At 55.2% G+C, this 19896-nt stretch carries 14 protein-coding genes; 5 read left to right on the forward strand and 9 right to left on the reverse strand.

What is annotated here, in order from left to right; genetic code table 11:
- Nucleotides 1–421 precede the first annotated feature (421 nt).
- From map to ACTIKR_RS14840, 4 genes are read left to right on the forward strand one after another with little or no spacing between them, the layout of a single operon-like run.
- On the forward strand, nt 422–1225 hold the full coding sequence (gene map, locus ACTIKR_RS14825) for a type I methionyl aminopeptidase (protein WP_193086886.1): 804 nt from the start codon (nt 422–424) through the stop codon (nt 1223–1225).
- 37 nt (nt 1226–1262) lie between these two features.
- A complete protein-coding gene (locus tag ACTIKR_RS14830) occupies nt 1263–3866 on the forward strand; it encodes a [protein-PII] uridylyltransferase (protein WP_442328225.1) in 2604 nt (867 codons plus the stop codon).
- Nucleotides 3867–3872: 6 nt separating this feature from the next.
- A complete protein-coding gene (locus tag ACTIKR_RS14835) occupies nt 3873–4586 on the forward strand; it encodes a MarC family protein (protein WP_442328226.1) in 714 nt (237 codons plus the stop codon).
- Entirely contained in the window at nt 4583–5071 is a 489-nt protein-coding gene (locus ACTIKR_RS14840) for a disulfide bond formation protein B (RefSeq protein WP_442328227.1), read from the forward strand. The genes ACTIKR_RS14835 and ACTIKR_RS14840 overlap by 4 nt, the downstream gene beginning before the upstream one ends.
- A 28-nt stretch (nt 5072–5099) precedes the next feature.
- On the opposite strand, the gene ACTIKR_RS14845 is transcribed toward ACTIKR_RS14840, so the two are convergent.
- From ACTIKR_RS14845 to aceE, 9 genes are all read right to left on the reverse strand, one after another.
- Nucleotides 5100–6326: a multidrug effflux MFS transporter gene (locus tag ACTIKR_RS14845; RefSeq protein ID WP_442328228.1), complete on the reverse strand. Its 1227-nt coding sequence runs from the start codon at nt 6324–6326 to the stop codon at nt 5100–5102.
- Nucleotides 6319–6774: a MarR family winged helix-turn-helix transcriptional regulator gene (locus ACTIKR_RS14850; RefSeq protein WP_442328229.1), complete on the reverse strand. Its 456-nt coding sequence runs from the start codon at nt 6772–6774 to the stop codon at nt 6319–6321. The genes ACTIKR_RS14845 and ACTIKR_RS14850 overlap by 8 nt, the downstream gene beginning before the upstream one ends.
- 298 nt (nt 6775–7072) lie before the next feature.
- A complete protein-coding gene (gene purF / locus ACTIKR_RS14855; RefSeq protein WP_442328230.1) occupies nt 7073–8590 on the reverse strand; it encodes an amidophosphoribosyltransferase in 1518 nt (505 codons plus the stop codon).
- Nucleotides 8591–8638: 48 nt separating this feature from the next.
- Nucleotides 8639–9127: a CvpA family protein gene (locus ACTIKR_RS14860; RefSeq protein ID WP_128394236.1), complete on the reverse strand. Its 489-nt coding sequence runs from the start codon at nt 9125–9127 to the stop codon at nt 8639–8641.
- A gap of 15 nt (nt 9128–9142) precedes the next feature.
- On the reverse strand, nt 9143–10099 hold the full coding sequence (locus tag ACTIKR_RS14865; protein WP_442328231.1) for an SPOR domain-containing protein: 957 nt from the start codon (nt 10097–10099) through the stop codon (nt 9143–9145).
- Nucleotides 10100–10131: 32 nt separating this feature from the next.
- Nucleotides 10132–11439: a bifunctional tetrahydrofolate synthase/dihydrofolate synthase gene (gene folC / locus ACTIKR_RS14870; protein ID WP_442328235.1), complete on the reverse strand. Its 1308-nt coding sequence runs from the start codon at nt 11437–11439 to the stop codon at nt 10132–10134.
- 207 nt (nt 11440–11646) lie between these two features.
- On the reverse strand, nt 11647–13536 hold the full coding sequence (lpdA, locus tag ACTIKR_RS14875) for a dihydrolipoyl dehydrogenase (protein WP_442328232.1): 1890 nt from the start codon (nt 13534–13536) through the stop codon (nt 11647–11649).
- An 11-nt stretch (nt 13537–13547) separates the two neighbouring features.
- Nucleotides 13548–15293, reverse strand: coding sequence for a dihydrolipoyllysine-residue acetyltransferase (gene aceF, locus ACTIKR_RS14880; RefSeq protein ID WP_442328233.1), 1746 nt, complete (start codon nt 15291–15293; stop codon nt 13548–13550).
- A gap of 11 nt (nt 15294–15304) precedes the next feature.
- A complete protein-coding gene (gene aceE, locus ACTIKR_RS14885) occupies nt 15305–18007 on the reverse strand; it encodes a pyruvate dehydrogenase (acetyl-transferring), homodimeric type (protein WP_442328234.1) in 2703 nt (900 codons plus the stop codon).
- Nucleotides 18008–18299: 292 nt separating this feature from the next.
- Between aceE and ACTIKR_RS14890 the strand changes: the two genes are divergently transcribed.
- Nucleotides 18300–19896 (forward strand): PAS domain-containing sensor histidine kinase (locus tag ACTIKR_RS14890; protein ID WP_442328236.1); only part of this gene is annotated, 1597 nt, incomplete at its 3' end.

Genomic DNA, 19896 nt, shown 5'->3' on the forward strand with positions numbered 1-19896 from the left:
ATATTGATTTTGTTGTATATAATCAACACCCTAGGAAAAACGGCGCGCTATTAAAATAAAAAACAAACTTCACTGAGACTTTCCAGCATTTTTTCCCGTCACCCGCTCTGGCCTACCATGAGTCGTCATGCCTTGACGTCGCATTACCTTGGATACCTGCCATCTTGGTATTAATGATTGGCATTCATGCCTTTGGCATTAGTATTCACGTCTTTGGTAATAACGTCTTTTGTATTAAAGGCAATCTCAACGTGGCATTACCAATTCTGACGCACGGCTTTGCAAGCCAGGGCCATTGCCCTGTACACTGTGAGGCACACCCGGCAACCCTGATAACTGGCTGCTTTTACCAAAGATTCGCCAAACAAATCCGGGAAAGCCTATAATTCTACTATTATTTCACTCATTTACTCAAGCAGTTATGGCCACACTCACAAATCAGCAGGACATTGATGCCATGCGGGCAGCCTGCGAAGACGCCGCCCGGGTCCTCGATCATGTCGCCCCTCAAATCAAACCGGGCATGACCACCGGCGAAATCAACAAAATCTGTCACGATTTTATGACAGAGATGGGCGTCGAATCGGCCACCATCGGCTATCAGCCCCCAGGCTACCCGCCCTTCACCGGCGCCGTATGCACTTCGGTCAACCATGTCATCTGTCATGGCATCCCGGGTGACAAAAAGCTCAAATCGGGCGATGTGCTCAATATTGACGTCACCATCATCAAGAACGGATGGTTCGGCGATACCAGCCGCATGTTCTACGTGGGCGCTCCGTCCATTCTGGCCCGACGCCTGACCGACATCACCTATGAATGTATGTGGCTCGGTATAGAACAAGTGCGTCCCGGCGCAACGCTTGGCGATATCGGCCACGCGATTCAAAAACACGCTGAAAGCAACGGTTTTTCCGTCGTTCGGGAATATTGCGGACATGGTATCGGCCAGCGCTTTCATGAAGACCCACAAGTGCTCCACTATGGCAAACCCGGCGAAGGTCTCACCCTGGAACAGGGCATGGTCTTCACCATCGAACCCATGATCAACGCCGGTCGCCGGGAAACGCGGGTATTGGCGGATCAGTGGACTGTGGTCACCCGTGACCATAGTCTGTCTGCACAATGGGAGCATACGCTGATCGTGACCGAGAGCGGCTACGATGTATTGACGCGCTCGCCGGGCATGCCTGCCCCGCCCGCTTTCGTCAAGAGCCTGCCCTGACAGCCAGTTTGCACACCATGAGGCCCGAAGGACATTCATGAACACTGTGAGTCCGGCTATCGCGATCCGTAACCGCCTGCAGGCGCAGAAAACACAGGCCGTGGACAATTATCGCCAGCACAGATCGCGTCCGGATTCGCTGCTGGCAGCGCTCAGGAAACACACCGACCAGGCCATGAAGGAGCTGGCCGCCAGTTTCCCCTTGCCCGCCGGTGCCAGCCTGTGCGCAATCGGCGGATATGGACGGGGCGAACTGTTTCCCTATTCGGATATCGATCTGCTTATCCTTTTGCAGCGACCGCCCGAGGATGGTGACAAAGCGCTTCTGGAGCAATTCGTGTCGTCCTTATGGGATCTGGGCCTGGACATCGGCCATAGCGTGCGGACCATCGACGAATGCCTGAGCGAGAGCGCCGCCGATATCACGATTGAAACCGGCTTGCTTGAATTGCGTTTTATTCTGGGCAATCGCAAGCTTGTGTCCGCGCTTGACACGCGGTTTCGCGAACAGTTGAATCCCCAAGATTTCTTTCTGGCCAAGCAGCTCGAGCTGCAGCAACGATACGCACGTTACAGTGAAACGCCCTATTCGCTTGAACCCAATTGCAAGGAATCTCCGGGAGGCCTGCGCGATCTGCAGATGATTCGGTGGATCAGTCTAGCTGCCGGGCTATCGGGTACCTGGCGCGACCTGGTCACGCACGACATGATGACGCGCGACGAAGCAGCCAAATGCGCCAAGTCCGAGCAGGCTTTCAAGCGCTTGCGCATAGACCTGCATCTGCTTGCGGGAAAGCGTGACGACCGCCTGATGTTCCATAACCAGCCGCTGCTGGCCGAGGTATACCGCATCAAGGCCACCGATACCCGGCGTCCGAGTGAAATTCTCATGCAGCGCTATTACTGGGCCGCCAGAATTGTCTATCTGATGAACCACATCATGATGCAAAGTTTCCGGGAGTACTTTTTCCCGGTCAAAGATTGCAGTGTCATGATCGATGAAGACTTCTGCCGCGTTGGTCAGCAGCTTGATCTTGTCGCAGACGACGCATTCGAGCGCAAACCGCAACTGCTTCTGAAAGCCTTTCTGGTATTGCAGCAGCACCCGGAAGTCAATGACATGTCGGCCAAGCTGCAACGACAGATCTGGAGCTCACGCCACCGGATCGACGCACAGTTTCGCCGCAATCCGGTGAACAAATGGCTGTTTCTGCAAATACTGCAGCAACCCACCGGCATCGTGCACAGCTTCAGACGAATGACCATGCTCAGCATTTTGCCCCAGTACATTCCGGTATTTCGGAAAATCGTGGGACAGATGCAGCACGACCTGTTTCACGTATACACCGTTGACCAGCACACACTGATGGTGATCCGCAATATTCGCCGCTTCACCATGCCCGAACATGCCCAGGAATATCCGCTGGCCAGCCGGCTGATTGCCGACATGGACCAGCACTGGCTGCTGTATGTGGCCGCCCTGTTCCATGACATCGCCAAAGGGCGTGGCGGCAATCACTCGACACTGGGCGCAGTGGAAGTGCGTAAATTCGCCCGCGACCACAATCTGGATCCGCAAGATCGCGCGCTGGTCGAGTTTCTGGTAGAACACCATCTGACTATGTCTGCGTTCGCCCAGAAACGGGATCTGTCCGAGCCCTCGGTTATCCAGGAGTTTGCCGATATTGCAGGCACGGAACGCCGCCTGACCGCCCTTTATTTGCTCACTGTCGCCGATATTCGCGGCACCAGCCCCAAAGTCTGGAACGCCTGGAAAGGCAAATTGCTTGAAGACCTGTACCATTACACCCTGACAGCCTTGGGAAACAACGTTTTCGACCGGCAATCGGTACTGACGCAACGCAAGAACGACGCGATCGCGCTGGTACGTTTTTCGGGCATCAGCGATGAGGACCGGGATCGGTTCTGGAATACCCTGGATGTGGCCTATTTTTTACGGCATGAAGCCAGAGATATCGCCTGGCATACCCGCCTTCTGTATCGCATGCTGCAGCAGGTAGGGGCCCAGGTCCGCGCCCGTCCTACCGAAAATAACGAAGGGATTCAGGTGATGGTGTACACACCCGATCGCCCCGATCTGTTTGAGCAAATCTGCTCGTATTTCTACGAACAACGCATTGATATTCTGGACGCCCGCATCCACACGACGCGCCAGGGCTACGCGCTGGACAGTTTCGTGGTGGACAGCGCAGCCATTGACGCGGACATCCGCTCCAATGTGCCGCTGATCGAACATGGCTTGCGCAACCGGCTGAACGCGCCGCTGCCGGCACAGAATGAACCCTTGAGCTTAAAGAGCAACCGCTATGTCGTGGGCGCCAATGTTCGCCGCTCGCGCACGTTCCCGCTGGTGCCTCTTATTGAACTTTTGCCTGATGAAAACAGTCAGTATTGGCGATTGTCAATTACAGCGATGGACAGCCCTGGTATTCTTTATGCGCTTGCCAACACCTTCAAGCGGCACCAGATTAACCTGCAAATGGCCAAGGTCATGACACTGGGAGACCGGGTCGAGGATATTTTCATTCTCGGCGGCAATGCACTGGATAATCCTCGCACCCAAATGCAGTTTAAACGTGACTTGCTGACCGCAATCAACAACCTGACCGCGCAGAAATAAACAACAATGAGCATTAATGAATATATCCTGATTTTCAGCCGCAGTTTTCTGTTTGTCCTTGCCACGCTGCTGCCTATCGTAAACCCACCCGCAGTTGCGCCCATTTTTCTGACCATGACCGAAGGGGCCAGCGCCTCTACTCGCAAGCTGCTGGCCAAGCGCATTTCAATCAACGTTTTTGTGATGCTCACGCTTGCCGCGCTGTTTGGCAATATGGTATTGAGTTTTTTCGGCCTCTCCCTGCCCATTGTCCGTGTCGGTGGCGGCCTGCTGGTCGTGGCCAGTGCCTGGCAACTGGTCAATGCGAAAGATCCGGATACCGATGCCCATGAAAAACTGGTGGAAAATTATTCGCAGGAAAAAGTAAAGTCCAGCGCCTTCTACCCGCTCACCTTCCCGATCGCCTGCGGTCCGGGCAGTATATCGGCGGCTATTACCGTTGGGGCTTCATTTGATTTTATCAGCGCAGGCGCGGGCGTCATGAGCGTGAGCGCCATGATCCTGGCGGTGATCAGCGTCAGCACTATCCTGTTTTTCTGCCTGCGTTTTGCCGCGCGCTTTCTTGCCCGTCTGGGCGCTTCAGGGACCGCCGTATTCATGCGGCTGTCCGCTTTCATTCTGCTGTGTATCGGCGTCCAGATTATGTGGGACGGCGCACATGAGCTGATCATGCGCCTGTTTGCCGATATTTATTCAACCTACTCCAGAACCTCTCTATGACCCAGTCTCGCCTGAACTTCATTGCCCTGCTCTGCCTGCTTGCATTGGCTGTTGCACTTGTCAGCCAGCATGTTTTCAACATGCCGCCTTGCGCATGGTGTGTGCTGCAGCGGCTCATTCTGTTGCTTATCGCGGGCGTCTGCCTGCTGGGCAACCTGATTCCGGGGGCTGCAAAGCGCATGATGGCGCTGTTGTCCTTCGCATTGTCCATCGCTGGCATCGTAGCAGCATGGTATCAGCATACGGTTGCGGCAGAAATGGTGTCATGCGACCGTACATTTGCTGACATATTTATGTCCAGAACCACCGGACTCGATAGCCTGGCGCCCTGGCTTTTCGGCATTTATGCCACCTGCATGGACGCCAAAGTGAGTGTGCTTGGCGTTGAATATGTCCTGTGGGCGTTACTGTTGTTTGTCGTATTACTGGTGTTGGGTGGCTACGCATTATTCGGGAAAACACGGCGCACTTCCCGCCTAGCATAACAGCCTCCGGCGTCGGCCGCAGACCGCCTCAGTGATGACCCGCCGACGCATCTGAGGCCAATACGTTATGCGACAGGCGCCGGTCCTGTTTCATGCCGAACCATAATCCAGCCTGACCCAGGATAGCGGTGCATGCAAGCACCGTAAATGCCGTGAGCGCGGGATCATCTCCAAGCCCGACCAGCGACGTACAGATGGCCCCCACCAACATTTGTGTAAAACCATACAAGCCTGCTGCCGAGCCTATCAAATGACGATCCACACTCAGCCCCTTGGTCAGGGCCGCCGGGCTTGCAATGCCAGCGCCGATTGCAAATACGAACATCAGCGCTGTCACGCTAACGATATGCAGCAGATCGGCCAGCGTAGAGGCCAGCAGCAGCAAGGCCGCAACAACACTTAGCGCATTGCCGCCAATCAACAGTCGCTCAAGCGAATAGCGACCGATCAGTTGCCGCGTCGCCGCATTTCCTACCGACAGCCCAACGATCAACAGGGCCAGATATATGCCTACCTCTTGTACGGATCGATGCAAATCCATGGTAATGATGAAAGGCGCGGCGGCAATAAAAGAATAAATGGCAGTCGTGGCGCAGCCACCGCCAAACGCATAAGCCAGAAACGACGGAGAACGCAGCAACGATTTGTAATCCAAGGCCAAAGCGGCCGGCCTCACTTTACCCGTTGGCGTGCCGGTTTCCGGCAGCAATCGCCAGGTCGAAAGCAAAGTAATTACGCCCAGCAATACGAGTGCATAGAAAACAGCGCGCCAACCGAATTGCAAGGTAAGGAACGACCCTAGCAACGGGGCCAGACCCGGCCCGGCCATCATGATCAGGTTGAGTAACGCCTGGTCCTTGACCGCACTATCGCCTGCCGCCGTATCGCGTACAATGGCCCGCCCCAGCGCCAGGCCGGCACATCCGCCCAACGCCTGAAACAGCCGCGCCAACACCAGCGTAGACTCGCTTTGCGATAAGGCCGCTGCCACGCCGGCCAGCACATAGATCGACAGGCCGGCAAGCAGCATCGGGCGCCGGCCGAACCCATCCGAGAGCGGACCATAGATCAGCTGGCCGAAAGCCAGGCCAAGTATATACAGGCTGATCGTCATTTGCATGGCGCTCATGCTGGCACCAAGATCGGCCGCAGCATCCGGCATGGCCGGCACAAACATATGCATGGCCAGGGTGCCGCTCAGCGTTACCAGCACCAACAGCCACAATGGCGCGCGTATGACGATTTTTTCAGGCATGAGAATCGGTGCCATCCGTATCAGACCAGAGCGCGCCGTCCAGTGATTCAAGTGTGCCCAGAAGCTGTTGCAATACCGTTCGGGTTGTTTCCAGATCTGCGTCATCAATATCCAGGAATAGGCGACGCCGGCCTTCATGCACTACCCGCTCGACGTTGGATACTGTTTGCCGACCGGTATCGGTCAGGTGAATAATTTTTTCACGCCGGTCCGTGCCTTCCAGACGCTGGATGTAACCCGCAGTTTGCAGACCCTCGAGCAGACGCACCACCGATGAGCTATCGAGCCCGATCAGCGCGGCCAGATCCTTTTGACGCAATGGCTGCGTTGCCCTTGCAATGTACAGCAACGGTAACCAGGTAGCTTCGGTCAACCCCAAAGGCTGCAGGCGGCGATCCAGTGCCCTGCGCCACTGACGATTGATTTGCCCCGACAGAGAGAGAAGCATTCGTCCGCAATCAGGTTTTGTGGTTGTATTGGAGAGAGACATAAGTGACTTGTCAATAGATGATATGTCAATTATATTCCGAAACACACCAGACGACAATGAATCGGCATTACCGACGCAAATGGGATAATTCTTGGGAATAATTCTATGATCTGCTAACGTTCGCCGCAATGACGCCCTTTTAAATCCAACGGCACTTGTTTGGTCAGATTCATGGCGTCCGTTATGAACACGACTCTACGGTATAAATAGGGTCCCTGCTGCTTTGCACAGACAGGGACTAAAGCGCACACTACGCTTAAACGTTCGCTGCGTACCCCATATTAAATTGCAGGCCGCCAACCGCCTGGCCTTCCTTGACCTGATGCCTGGTCAGGCGCAGTCTTTCCAGATAAGCGCTATCAACATCGCCAGTAACATATTGGCCGTCAAAGCAGGAAGCTTCAAACTGAGTGAGCGCCGGATTCAAATCCGAAATGGCCGCTTTCAGGTCAGCCAGGTCCTGATACACCAGGCCGTCTGCGCCAATCTCGGCAGCAACTTCTTCTGGCGTTCTGCCGTTGGCGATCAAATCATCCTGGGTTGGCATGTCAATACCGTAGACATTGGGAAAACAGACTGGAGGCGCGGCCGAGGCGAAAAACACTTTCCGGGCTCCGGCCGCCCTTGCCATCTCGACAATCTCGCGACTGGTCGTGCCACGCACAATGGAGTCATCCACCAGCAGCACATTTTTGTCCTTAAACTCAACACTCATGGCGTTCAATTTCTGGCGGACCGATTTTTTGCGTACCGCCTGCCCGGGCATAATAAAGGTGCGACCCACATACCGGTTCTTGATGAACCCTTCACGATACTCAAGCTTGAGCTTGGAGGCCAGCTGCATGGCGGCCGGCCTGGAAGAATCAGGAATGGGCATCACGACATCAATTTCCCGCAAGCGTAACTGCCTGGCCACTTTATCGGCAAGGTACTCACCCATCTTCAGGCGCGCATTGTAGACATTTACGCCATTAATGGTGGAATCGGGGCGGGCAAAATAGACATACTCGAAAATGCAGGGCGTGAGCACCGGATTGTCGGCGCATTGCTGCTCATGCACATTACCATCCAAGTCAATGAACACGGCTTCGCCGGCACCAATATCACGAACGAAATCAAACCCGCTACCTTCAAGCGCAACCGATTCAGACGCCACCATCCACTCCGCGCCCAGTTCGGATTCGTACTTACCCAAACAGAGTGGCCGGATGCCAAATGGATCGCGGAAAGCCAGCAGCCCATATCCGGCAATTTGCGCAACCACCGAGTATGCCCCCTTGACTCGTCGGTGCAATGCAGCCACAGCGCTGAAGATCGCGGCCGGATCCAGGGTGCTACCCTTTGCAGCCGATTGCAGTTCATGCGCCAGTACATTGAGCAAGACTTCAGAATCTGAATTGGTATTGATATGGCGCTGATCTACCTTGAACAGCGATTCGCGCAATTCACGCCAGTTGGTCAGATTGCCATTATGAGCAAACGTAATGCCGAAAGGCGCGTTGACATAAAATGGCTGCGCCTCTTCCAGCGAATCGCTGGAGCCGGCCGTTGGATAACGCACCTGTCCGATACCGGAATGGCCAGGTAGATCGCGCATATTGCGAGTGCGAAATACGTCGCGCACCAGGCCATGGGCCTTGTACATATTGAAGTGGTTGCCGTAGGCGGTCGCAATGCCGGCTGCATCCTGTCCACGATGTTGCAGTAACAGCAGACTGTCGTATACCAGTTGATTCACTGGACCGCGTCCGACGATACCGATAATTCCGCACATAAAAAGCCTATTCTGAAAAATACGAGAGAGAAAACTAAGGGAAGAAAACTAATAAGGTAAATACGACCCGATGCTGTCTGGCAGGCGCAGCTTGATTTCATGCACCGCCATCATCGCCATGGGTGAAAATCTGGCATTGACCCACCAGGGTTCCTTGGGAAATGGCGTATAACCAGCAAGTACAACCAGTATCAGGATAATCATGACACCACGGGCGATGCCGAACAAAATGCCGAGCCCCTGATCGGCCGGTCCCAGGCCCGTGGCCTCAATCAGGGTTGCCAGCGTCACATTGACCAGACCGACAACCAGTAAAATGGCGATAAATACCACCGCGTACCCGATGCCCATGCTGATCAGCGCGTTGTTGATGTATTGCATCACCCAGGGATAAACCACCGGGCCCCACCAGATCGCGCCAATAAATGCGGCAGCATAAGCGATTAATGAGAAGGCTTCTTTAAGAAACCCTCTCATTAATCCAAGGAGCCCCGAGATCGCGATAATCCCAAGGCAGGTGTAATCAAATTCGGTCACTTCGATGCATGGATATCAATTCGACGAGATGAAACCGTTGTCATAACCCAGTGAACGAAGGCGGGTTTGCGCTGCCTGTGCAGCCTCACGTGATTTGAACGGGCCTACGCGCAAACGATAAATCTGCTTGCCGTTTACGACAGAATTCTGAACATATACATTGGATACGCCCTCGGTAGCCAGTTTGCTGCGGCGGCTTTGTGCGTCATCCGCAGAGCCGTAGGAAGCGATCTGCAGCGAATAATCTCCCGAGGTGACCTTGGGTTTGCTTTTCTCCGCCTGTGCAGGTTCACGGCCTTCCAGGATAGCCAGCGCACGGGAGCCATCATCGGTACGATTGCTGTCCTTGATCACGCCAGGCTTTTTAGGCTGCTCAGCGGCTTTGTTGGCTGCGGCCTTTTTGCGTTCTGCCGCCCTTTTGGCATCTGCCTGGGCTTTAGCCTGAGCAGCCGCTTCCTGCTTTGCCTTCTCGGCCTGATCCTCAGGCGTTACCGGCTGGTTTGCCGTACCCGAAGCGATGGATCGGTTCGGATCAATGGCTTCGGTCAGCCCTGTCAATCCCGGCTCCTGTGTTTCCGGCGCTACTCCCGGGTCCTGCGGCTGCTCAGCGGTCCCTGCAGCGACCGATCCTGTCACCGGCGGAGTCTGCGGCACACTGCCATCAACGGTAGCCTGCTGTGATGTGGAACTTGGACCGCTGGATTCAACGCCCGGCGTTGTCGTCACGGACAGGGAATTGCTGTCGCTGCCCCCGCCCGATACCAAGGGCGGTTTCTGGGCCGGCGTCGGCGTACTGTCTGTGCCTCCGGTATCGAGCACCATAGGCACGATAATGATCGCGGCCAGAACAAGAATAATCGCACCGATCAGCCGGTTTCTGGCCTTGACCCGCAGGTCATTTGCCTGGTTCTGTTCAGACTGGGTACGGCGTTGTCCCGGCCGATTATTATCTTGTGAATTGAATAAACCCATAACTTATTCCCGACTATTTATAAAGATAAGCTTCAGACGGCTGGACGCCCCAAATGCTGTAAAACTGCGGCCACGGTTAAAAACGAGCCAAACACGACTATTCTATCATTGTCGGCGGCCTTTGAACGCGCAGAATCATAGGCAGCAGCCGGAGAATCGAAAACCGTTACGGTTGGTAACCCTTCTGCATCGGCCGGCAACTGCCCGCGCACTCTTTCGGCGATATCCTGGCCGCTACGACTGCGCTCGCCATCAAGGCTGGTGCAATACCAGTGATCCACCTTGCGGCCGAACTTTTTGATGATCTCGTCGCAATCCTTGTCATTGACCATGCCGACCACCGCATGGGTATAAGGAAAATAGGCCATGCTATCAAGATTGTGAGCAAGCACTGCCGCTGCATGCGGATTGTGCGCCACGTCGAGCACCACGGTAGGCTGTCCGGGAATAATCTGAAAGCGTCCGGGCAGCGCCGCCTGAATCAAGCCCTGGCGCACCGACTGCTGTGGAACAGCAAGCCGGTCCCGCAACGATTCGATTGCCGCCAGCGCAGCCGAAGCATTGAGCAACTGATTAGCGCCACGCAAGGCGGGATACGCCAGCGCATTGCGCCGCTGGTTGCGGCCGGCAAAAGCCCATTGCTGCTTGTCGGCCGAATAGTTGAAATCGTGCCCGAACAGCCACAGATCCGCTTCAATCTCGCGGGCGTAGTCCAGCACTGACTGCGGCGGCTGCGGGTCGCTGCAAATGGCCGGCTTTCCCTTGCGGAAAATATGCGCCTTTTCCCAGCCGATTTTCTCCCGGGTATCCCCGAGCCATTCGATATGATCAACATCGACGCTGGTAACGATGGAGCAATCTGCATCCACGATATTGACTGCGTCCAGTCGCCCGCCCAGGCCGACTTCAAGAATGGCCACGTCGGTTTGGTGTTCCTTGAACAGCAACAGCGCAGCCAGCGTGGTGTATTCGAAGTAGGTGAGCGATATTTCGCCGCGCGCCGTCTCGATTTGCGCCAGTTGTTGGACGATTTGCTCGTCTGTAGCCAATTCGCCACGAAGACGGATGCGTTCATTGAAATCGATCAGATGCGGAGAGGTATACAGGCCGGTTTTGTATCCGGCGGCCAGATAAATGGCCTCGAGCATGGCGCAGGTGGAGCCTTTGCCGTTGGTGCCGCCCACAATGATTTTGACGCCGCCGCCCTCACAGGCCTGCAGGCGCTGGGCTACCGTTCTGACCCGGTCCAGGCCGAGCTCGATTGCCGTGGGGTGCAGCGCTTCAAGATAAGCTAGCCAATCGGCCAGCGAGTGCTTACTAGTAGGAACGGCAGACATAATAAAAATGAAATACCCGAAAGCAGAATTTTAAGTCATCAAAATGAAAAACACCCCTATTTTCGGCGTTAACCGGAAATAAGAGTGTTCTTCACTTGCCTGCAGCCTGTGCAGTGCGCAGAAAACCAGATGACACGACAGTATCCTGCTGCGACAACAACGGCGCATACTATGTGCAGCTGCCATCAGTGGCCGCACTAGCCAACCGGTCTACTTGCGTTTGACCGGAGGCAAATCGGTACATGTACCATGCGCGACCTCTGCCGCCATGCCCACCGATTCGCCAAGCGTAGGATGGGGATGAATGGTCTTGCCGATATCAACGGAATCGGCACCCATCTCCACGGCCAGGGCCACTTCGGAAATCAGGTCGCCGGCATGGGTGCCCACGATGCTGCCGCCAATGATTCGATGGGTCTCGGCGTCAAATAGCAACTTGGTAAAGCCTTCGGAGCGACCATTGGCAATGGCCCGGCCCGACGCCGCCCATGGGAACACGCCCTTTTCGTACTTGATGCCCTGCGTCTTGGCTTCTTCCTCTGTTAAACCTGCCCACGCCACTTCCGGATCGGTATAGGCAACAGAAGGAATCACGCGCACATCAAAATAACTCTTGTGTCCTGCGATGACTTCGGCAGCCACATGCGCTTCATGCACGGCCTTGTGCGCCAGCATGGGTTGGCCCACGATATCGCCAATGGCAAAAATATGCGACACGTTGGTACGCATCTGCTCATCCACTTCAATGAACCCGCGCTCAGACACTTGAACCCCAGCCTTGTCGGCCCCGATTTTTGCCCCGTTGGGAGAACGCCCCACCGCCTGCAAAACCAGATCATATCTTTGTGGCTCGGCAGGCGCCGCTTCACCCTCGAACGTGACCCAGATACCATCGGGCTTGGCCTGTGCCGCAACCGTTTTGGTTTTGACCATGATCTGATCGAAACGGTCTTCGTTTTTCTTTTGCCATACCTTGACCAGATCACGATCTGCGCCCTGCATCAGGCCATCGAGCATTTCAACAACATCCAGGCGTGCGCCAAGCGCGGAATAGACCGTGCCCATTTCCAGGCCGATAATGCCGCCGCCTATAATCAGCATTTTTTCCGGAATGCTTTTCAGTTTCAAAGCGCCGGTGGAATCGACAATCCTTTCGTCTTCCGGCAGAAACGGCAGTTTCACCGACTGACTGCCAGCCGCAATAATGGCGTGCTTGAAGGCCACTGTTTCGCTTGATCCATCATCTTTCTTCACAGTCAAATGATGTTCGTCGGCAAACTCGCCCAACCCCTGAATCACCTTGACCTTGCGCGCCTTGGCCATGCCGGTCAGACCACCGGTAAGTGTGGAAACCACCTTGTCTTTGCTGGCTCGCAGCTTGTCCAGATCGATGGTCGGTTCACCAAAGGTGATGCCATTCTGGGACAGGTGTTTTGCCTCTTCCAGTACGGCTACGCTGTGCAGCAGCGCTTTGGAAGGAATGCATCCAACGTTCAGGCATACGCCGCCCAGTGTGGCGTAGCGTTCGACCAGCACCACGTTTAGTCCCAGGTCGGCGGCACGGAACGCAGCCGAATAACCGCCAGGACCGGCGCCCAGTACAAGCACGTCGCAACCATCCGCAGGTGCCGAAGTCGGAGGTGAATACTTGACCTCACTGCCACTGGCAACGTCTGTGGATTTATTGTCACCCCTATCCGGTGCTGGCGACTTGCTTGGCGAATCACTGGCACTGTCCCGTGTTTTGCTGTCGTCGCCGGTACCAGCCGCTTTCTGAGCCGCAGCCGCATCGCTTTTTGCAGCAGGCTGCGCCTTGTCCTGCGCCGCTGGCTTGTCGCTGGCAGCCGCCTGTGCACCTGCCGCGGCAGCTTCAAGCATCAGAATTATGTCGCCCTCGGCAACCTTGTCACCCACTTTGACCGACAGGGACACAACTTTGCCGGCAGCCGAAGATGGGATTTCCATGGATGCCTTGTCCGACTCAACGGTAATCAGGCTCTGTTCTTCCTTGACCGTATCGCCTTCGGCGACCAGTACTTCGATAACCTCTACCGCATCGAAGTCGCCGATATTGGGTACCTTGATTTCTACTTGACTCATCAGTATCTCCGTCAGATCAGGACACGGCGGAAATCCGCCAGAACTGCAGCCAGATACGCGTTAAAGCGCGCTGCAGCGGCACCGTCGATCACACGATGGTCATAGGAAAGCGACAGCGGCAACATCAGGCGCGGTGCAAATTCCTTACCGTTCCATACCGGCTGCATGGACGATTTGGAGACGCCCAGAATGGCCACCTCGGGCGCATTGATGATAGGCGTAAAGCTTGTGCCGCCAATACCGCCGAGCGAACTGATGGAAAAACACCCGCCCTGCATTTGGGCTGGCGACAATTTGCCATCCCGCGCCAGTTTGGCCAGCTCGGTCATTTCCTTGGCAATCTGGCTGACCGCTTTTTTGTCGGCATCGCGAATCACCGGCACGACCAGACCATTTGGCGTATCGGCTGCAAATCCGACATGAAAGTACTGCTTGAGCACCAGATTATCACCACTGAGCGAGGCGTTAAATTCCGGAAATTTCTGCAGTGCCGACACCACGGCCTTGATCAGGAACGCCAGCATGGTGAACTTGATGCCGGCCTTTTCATATTCCTTGTTCATGGCAACCCGGAAGGCTTCCAGTTCGGTAATATCGGCCTGCTCGTTATTTGTCACATGCGGAATCATGACCCAGTTCCGATGCAGGTTGGCGCCGGAAATTTTCTTGATACGCGACAAAGGCTTGCTTTCTATCGGTCCGAATTTGGAGAAGTCGATATTCGGCCAGTCCAGAACACTTAAACCGCCACCGCCAACTTGCGAACTGGTGGTCGTAGAAGACGTACTGGTGGCCACAGAAAGCGCGGCCTTGACGAATTTTCGAACATCGTCTTGCGTAATGCGCTGCTTTTCTCCGGAACCGGTAATCTGGGTCAGATCCACACCCAGTTCGCGGGCGAATTTCCGAACCGATGGCGAAGCATGCGGCAAACTGCGGGCAGATACGGCAGACCCGAAAGCCGCCGTGGGCGAAACGCGTTGCTGCGCAGCGCCGCTTGCCTGTGGCGCAGGCGCCTTAGCAGCAGCAGCCGGCTCGCCCTGGGCCTTGTCGACATTGCTATCGGCAGGCTTGCTCTTTGTCTCGGCAGGCGCCGCAGCCGCTTTGGCAGAACCACCGCCAGACTTGAGCTTGACAATGGCCGTGCCTTTGGCCACTTTGTCACCCACCTTGACCAGCACCGCCTCAACTTCCCCGTCGTCTGACGAAGGAATTTCCATGGATGCCTTATCCGACTCCACGGTAATCAGGCTTTGCTCCTGCTTGACTTTATCGCCCGGCGCAACCAGCACTTCAATCACTTCTACCTCGCTGAAGTCACCGATATCCGGTACCGTCACCTCCAGCGTGGCGTTGCCACTATCGGCGCCAGCCGGTTGTGCTGCCTCTTGCTGCTCAGCAGGCTCCTCCTTGTCCGTCTGCGCAGGTTCGTCTGCGACCGAGGTGCGTTCCTGAGAGTCGCTTGCAGCATCGTCCGCCGCATTCCCGGCGGCAGGCTTGCTGTCGTCCGCAGCCTGCTCTGCTTCGAGGGTCAGAATAACCTTGCCTTCAGCCACTTTGTCGCCAACCTTGACGCTGACCTCTTTAACAACGCCTGAAGCCGAAGCAGGAATTTCCATGGATGCCTTCTCCGACTCAACAGTGATCAGGCTTTGCTCTTCCTTGATGGTATCGCCCGGCGCCACCAGCAACTCAATGACTTCCACCTCACTGAAATCACCAATGTCCGGAACCTTGATTTCGATTACATTGCTCATAATGATCTGCCTTATGCGTGGTGAGGATTGGCTTTGTTGGTGTCAATGCCATATTTCTGAATGGCTTCGCTCACTTTTGATTTATCGATCGTACCATCGTCGGCCAGCGCCTTGAGCGCAGCCAGAACAACGAAATGACGATCCACTTCAAAGTGCTCACGCAGTTTGTAACGGAAATCGGAACGGCCGAATCCGTCGGTGCCCAGCACCCGGTATGTGCGCCCCTTGGGCATAAAGTCCCGCACCTGGTCAGCAAACAGTTTCATATAGTCGGTCGACGCAATGATCGGGCCTTCTGCCGTTTCCAGCTGCTTGGTAACGTAAGGCACTTGCGGTTTGCCATCGGGATTGAGCAGATTGTGACGATCCACGTCCAGGCCTTCGCGGCGCAGCTCGGTAAAACTGGTAACGCTCCACACATCCGAAGAAATATCCCAGTCCTGCTTGAGCAGTTCCTGGGCTTTCATGACCTCGCGCAAAATGGTACCCGACCCCATCAACTGGACATGATGCTTGCCGCCACTTGTGGACTGCAGTTTGTACATACCCTTGATAATGCCTTCTGCATCGCCCTCTTTGAGGCCAGGCTGGGCATAGTTTTCATTCATCAGCGTGATGTAGTAATACACGTTTTCCTGATTTTCAACCATGCGCTTCAGACCATGCTGCATGATCACAGCCACTTCGTGCGCAAAGGTCGGATCGTAGCTGACGCAATTTGGAATGGTTGAAGAAAGAATATGGCTGTGGCCATCTTCGTGCTGCAAACCTTCGCCATTGAGCGTGGTGCGACCGGCCGTACCGCCAAGCAGGAAGCCGCGACTTTGCATATCGCCGGCAGCCCAGGCCAGATCGCCAATCCGCTGGAATCCGAACATCGAGTAGTAGATGAAGAACGGAATCATGATGCGATTGTTGGTCGAATAGGATGTCGCAGCGGCAATCCACGAAGCAAATGCCCCTGCCTCGTTGATCCCTTCCTGCAGCAACTGGCCGTCGGCCGATTCCTTGTAATACATCACCTGATTTTTATCCACAGGCGTGTACTTCTGTCCTTCCGGCGCATAAATACCGATTTGGCGGAACAACCCTTCCATACCAAAGGTGCGCGATTCGTCGGCCAGAATCGGCACAACCCGCTCACCCAGCTGTTTGTCGCGCAGCAGCTGATTCAAAAAGCGCACAAACGCCTGTGTTGTTGAAATTTCACGACCTTCGCTGGTCGGCTCGAGCACGGCCTTGAAAACATCCAGTGCCGGCACTTTGAGTTTTTCGTCCGCCAGGGGACGACGGCTTGGGTAGTACCCGCCCAATTTCTCGCGCTGCTGGCGCAGATACTTCATTTCAGGCGAATCTTCAGAGGGCTTGTAATACGGCAGGTTTTCAAGCTGTTCGTCGGCTATCGGGATATTGAAACGGTCGCGGAAGCCCTTGAGCGAATTGATGTCCAGTTTCTTTTGCTGGTGAGCCGGGTTCTGACCCTGCGCGATTGCGCCCAGACCATAGCCCTTGATGGTTTTGGCCAGAATGACGGTAGGCTGGCCGACCGAATTCTTGGCAGCGTCAAATGCAGCATATACTTTGTAGGGATCGTGACCGCCACGGTTTAAGCGCCAGATTTCCTCGTCGCTCATGCGGCTGACCATTTCCAGCAGGCGCGGGTCCTTGCCGAAGAAGTGTTCGCGAACATAGGCGCCATCATTGGCCTTGCAGGCCTGGTATTCGCCATCAACGGTTTCCTGCATGACTTTGCGCAGAATGCCTTCCTTGTCGCGCGCCAACAGTGGATCCCAGTAACCGCCCCAGATGAGCTTGATCACATTCCAGCCGCTGCCGCGAAATTCCCCTTCCAATTCCTGGATGATTTTGCCGTTGCCGCGTACCGGTCCGTCAAGACGCTGCAGGTTGCAGTTGATCACGAAAATCAGGTTATCCAGTTTTTCACGTGCAGCCAGGCTGATGGCACCCAGGGATTCAGGTTCATCCATTTCGCCATCGCCGCAGAATACCCAGACCTTGCGTTTGCTGGTGTCGGCGATGCCGCGGGCGTGCAGGTACTTCAGGAAACGGGCCTGATAAATGGCCATCAATGGACCCAGGCCCATAGAGACAGTTGGAAACTGCCAGAATTCCGGCATGAGCTTGGGATGCGGATAGGAAGGCAGACCCTTGCCGCCCACTTCCTGGCGGAAGTGGTCCAACTGGTCTTCGGTCAGGCGCCCTTCAAGATAGGCGCGTCCGTACACACCGGGTGAAGAGTGACCCTGGAAATACACCAGATCGCCGCCATGGTCTTCGGTCGCAGCGTGCCAGAAATGATTCTGGCCGCAACCGATCATGGTTGCCAGCGAAGCAAAAGACGCGATATGGCCGCCCAGATCGCCACCATCCTCAGGATTGTGTTTATTGGCCCTGACCACCATCGCCATGGCATTCCAGCGCACATAAGAGCGGATACGCTCTTCCATGGCCATGTTGCCGGGATGTCGCGGTTCCAGTCCGGGTGGAATGGTATTCACATAGGCTGTATGGGGGGAATACGGAATGTTGGAGCCGGACCTGCGTGCCAGATCGGTCAGTTGCTCGAGCAAAAAGTGCGCGCGTTCAGGGCCCTCTCTGTCCAGTACTGCTTCCAGTGAATCGAGCCATTCCTGGGTTTCTACGCTATCCACATCTGTGGATTTGCCTGTCTGAGGTTTATCTGATGTAGACATTCAGTTCTCCATATCGATTTTTTATGCTGGCCACGGCACTATCGTGTTTGTGTAACCATACCATTTTCGGTGCGCAGGACAACCCGGTTTGCGGGTTTGTACACCTGACTGGTGCCCATTCTAAAAGAGCGGGCCGCCTCTGACAAGAAATATTTTATATAATGATATTGCATTTTATAATGTGAAATTTACATTGCAGTGCAACATGACTAAATGACAAAATTTGCACAGTTGCTGTGAATTTGCATTTAACTCCTTTAAAATGTCCAGGTTACGAATTGTGATCATGAGCATGCCCGAATTACCAAGCAAATCTTTGCTTACCTCGTCTTTTTACGATAGCGCAAAATTCAGAAAACGCGGCCTGTACTGGATCACCCCCGTTTTTGTTCTGGTGCTGTATCTGCTGGTTATGGCCGGTTTTTTCTGGCTGCAGCGTTTGCACAGCCAAAGCGTCATGTTCATTACCATGGACGAAGAAACCCGACAGCAGCGGCTGCTTTTTTTCGTCATCGCCCTCTCCCTGATCATCATTATCAGCCTGCTCGCGTTATGGCGCTATACGCGTTTTCGCTCACATGCCGAAGCTGCCCTGCAGGCTGAAACCAGTTTTCGCCGCGCCATGGAAAACTCCATGTCAACCGGCATGCGCGTGCTGGACATGCAGGGTCGTATTGCCTACGTGAATCCAGCCTTTTGCCGTATGATGGGATGGAACGAGGCTGATCTGCTGGGCAAAAGCACGCCCTTTCCCTATTGGGTGCCCGGTCGCTACGACGAGCACCAGCGCACGCTCGATATCCTGATGTCCGGAAAAACGCCCAGCACCGGTCTGGAAGTTGAGGCGCAGCGCCGCGACGGCTCGCGCTTTACTTCGCGCATGTATGTATCTGCCCTGCGCGATCCCAATGGCGAGCAGATCGGCTGGATGACCTCCATGACCGACATTACCGAACCCAAACGTGTACGCGAAGCCCTGGCGGCGGCCCACGAGCGCTTCATGACGGTTCTCGAAGGGCTTGACGACGCCATCTCCGTGGTGGCAGATACAGTGAACGGACGCGAGTTGCTGTTTGCCAACCGTACCTATCGCCGCCTTTTCGGCTCCCAGCCCCAGGGCCATGCGGAACTGCTGGCTGGCCGGCGCGGCCGTTTTACCGAAGACTCGATCGAACAGTATGCGCCCAGTGTCAACAGCTGGTTTGAAGTGCAGCATCGCATGCTGGTCTGGACCGATGGCCGGCGCGTTCGCCTGCAGGTGGCGCGCGACATTACCGAGAGACGCAAACATGAAGAAGAGTCGCGCAACCAGCAGGAAAAAATCCAGCTCACCAGCCGCCTGACCACCATGGGGGAAATGGCCTCATCGCTTGCACACGAACTGAACCAACCGCTGACCGCCATTGCCAATTACAATATGGCCGCTGTGGCTATGCTCAAATCAGGGCGAGCTACCAACGAATCGCTGCTTTCAGCGCTTGAAAAGGCGGCAAACCAAGCTGAGCGCGCCGGCAAAATTGTCAGCCGCATCCGCGAATTCGTCAAACGCAGTGAACCACGCCGCCAGCGCGTACCGGTTGAAGAGATTGTCGAACATGCACTGGACTTCGCCGAAATCGATGCACGCAAGCGGCAGATCCGTATCGAAGCCACTATTCCCGATCATGTCCCCCATGTGCTGGCAGACCCGATTCTGATCGAACAGGTACTGCTGAATCTGGTCAAGAACGGCCTGGAAGCGATGAACCACTCCGAGCATGACCTGCTGACCGTGGAAATCAAACAGCAGAACCCGCTGGTCGAATTTATCGTGACCGATCGTGGTCATGGCATACAGGAGCCCGAACGACTGTTCGAGCCTTTTTTCAGTACCAAATCCGAAGGGCTCG

Source organism: Advenella sp. (assembly GCF_052108595.1).
In the GTDB taxonomy this organism is placed as follows: Bacteria; Pseudomonadota; Gammaproteobacteria; order Burkholderiales; family Burkholderiaceae_B; genus Advenella.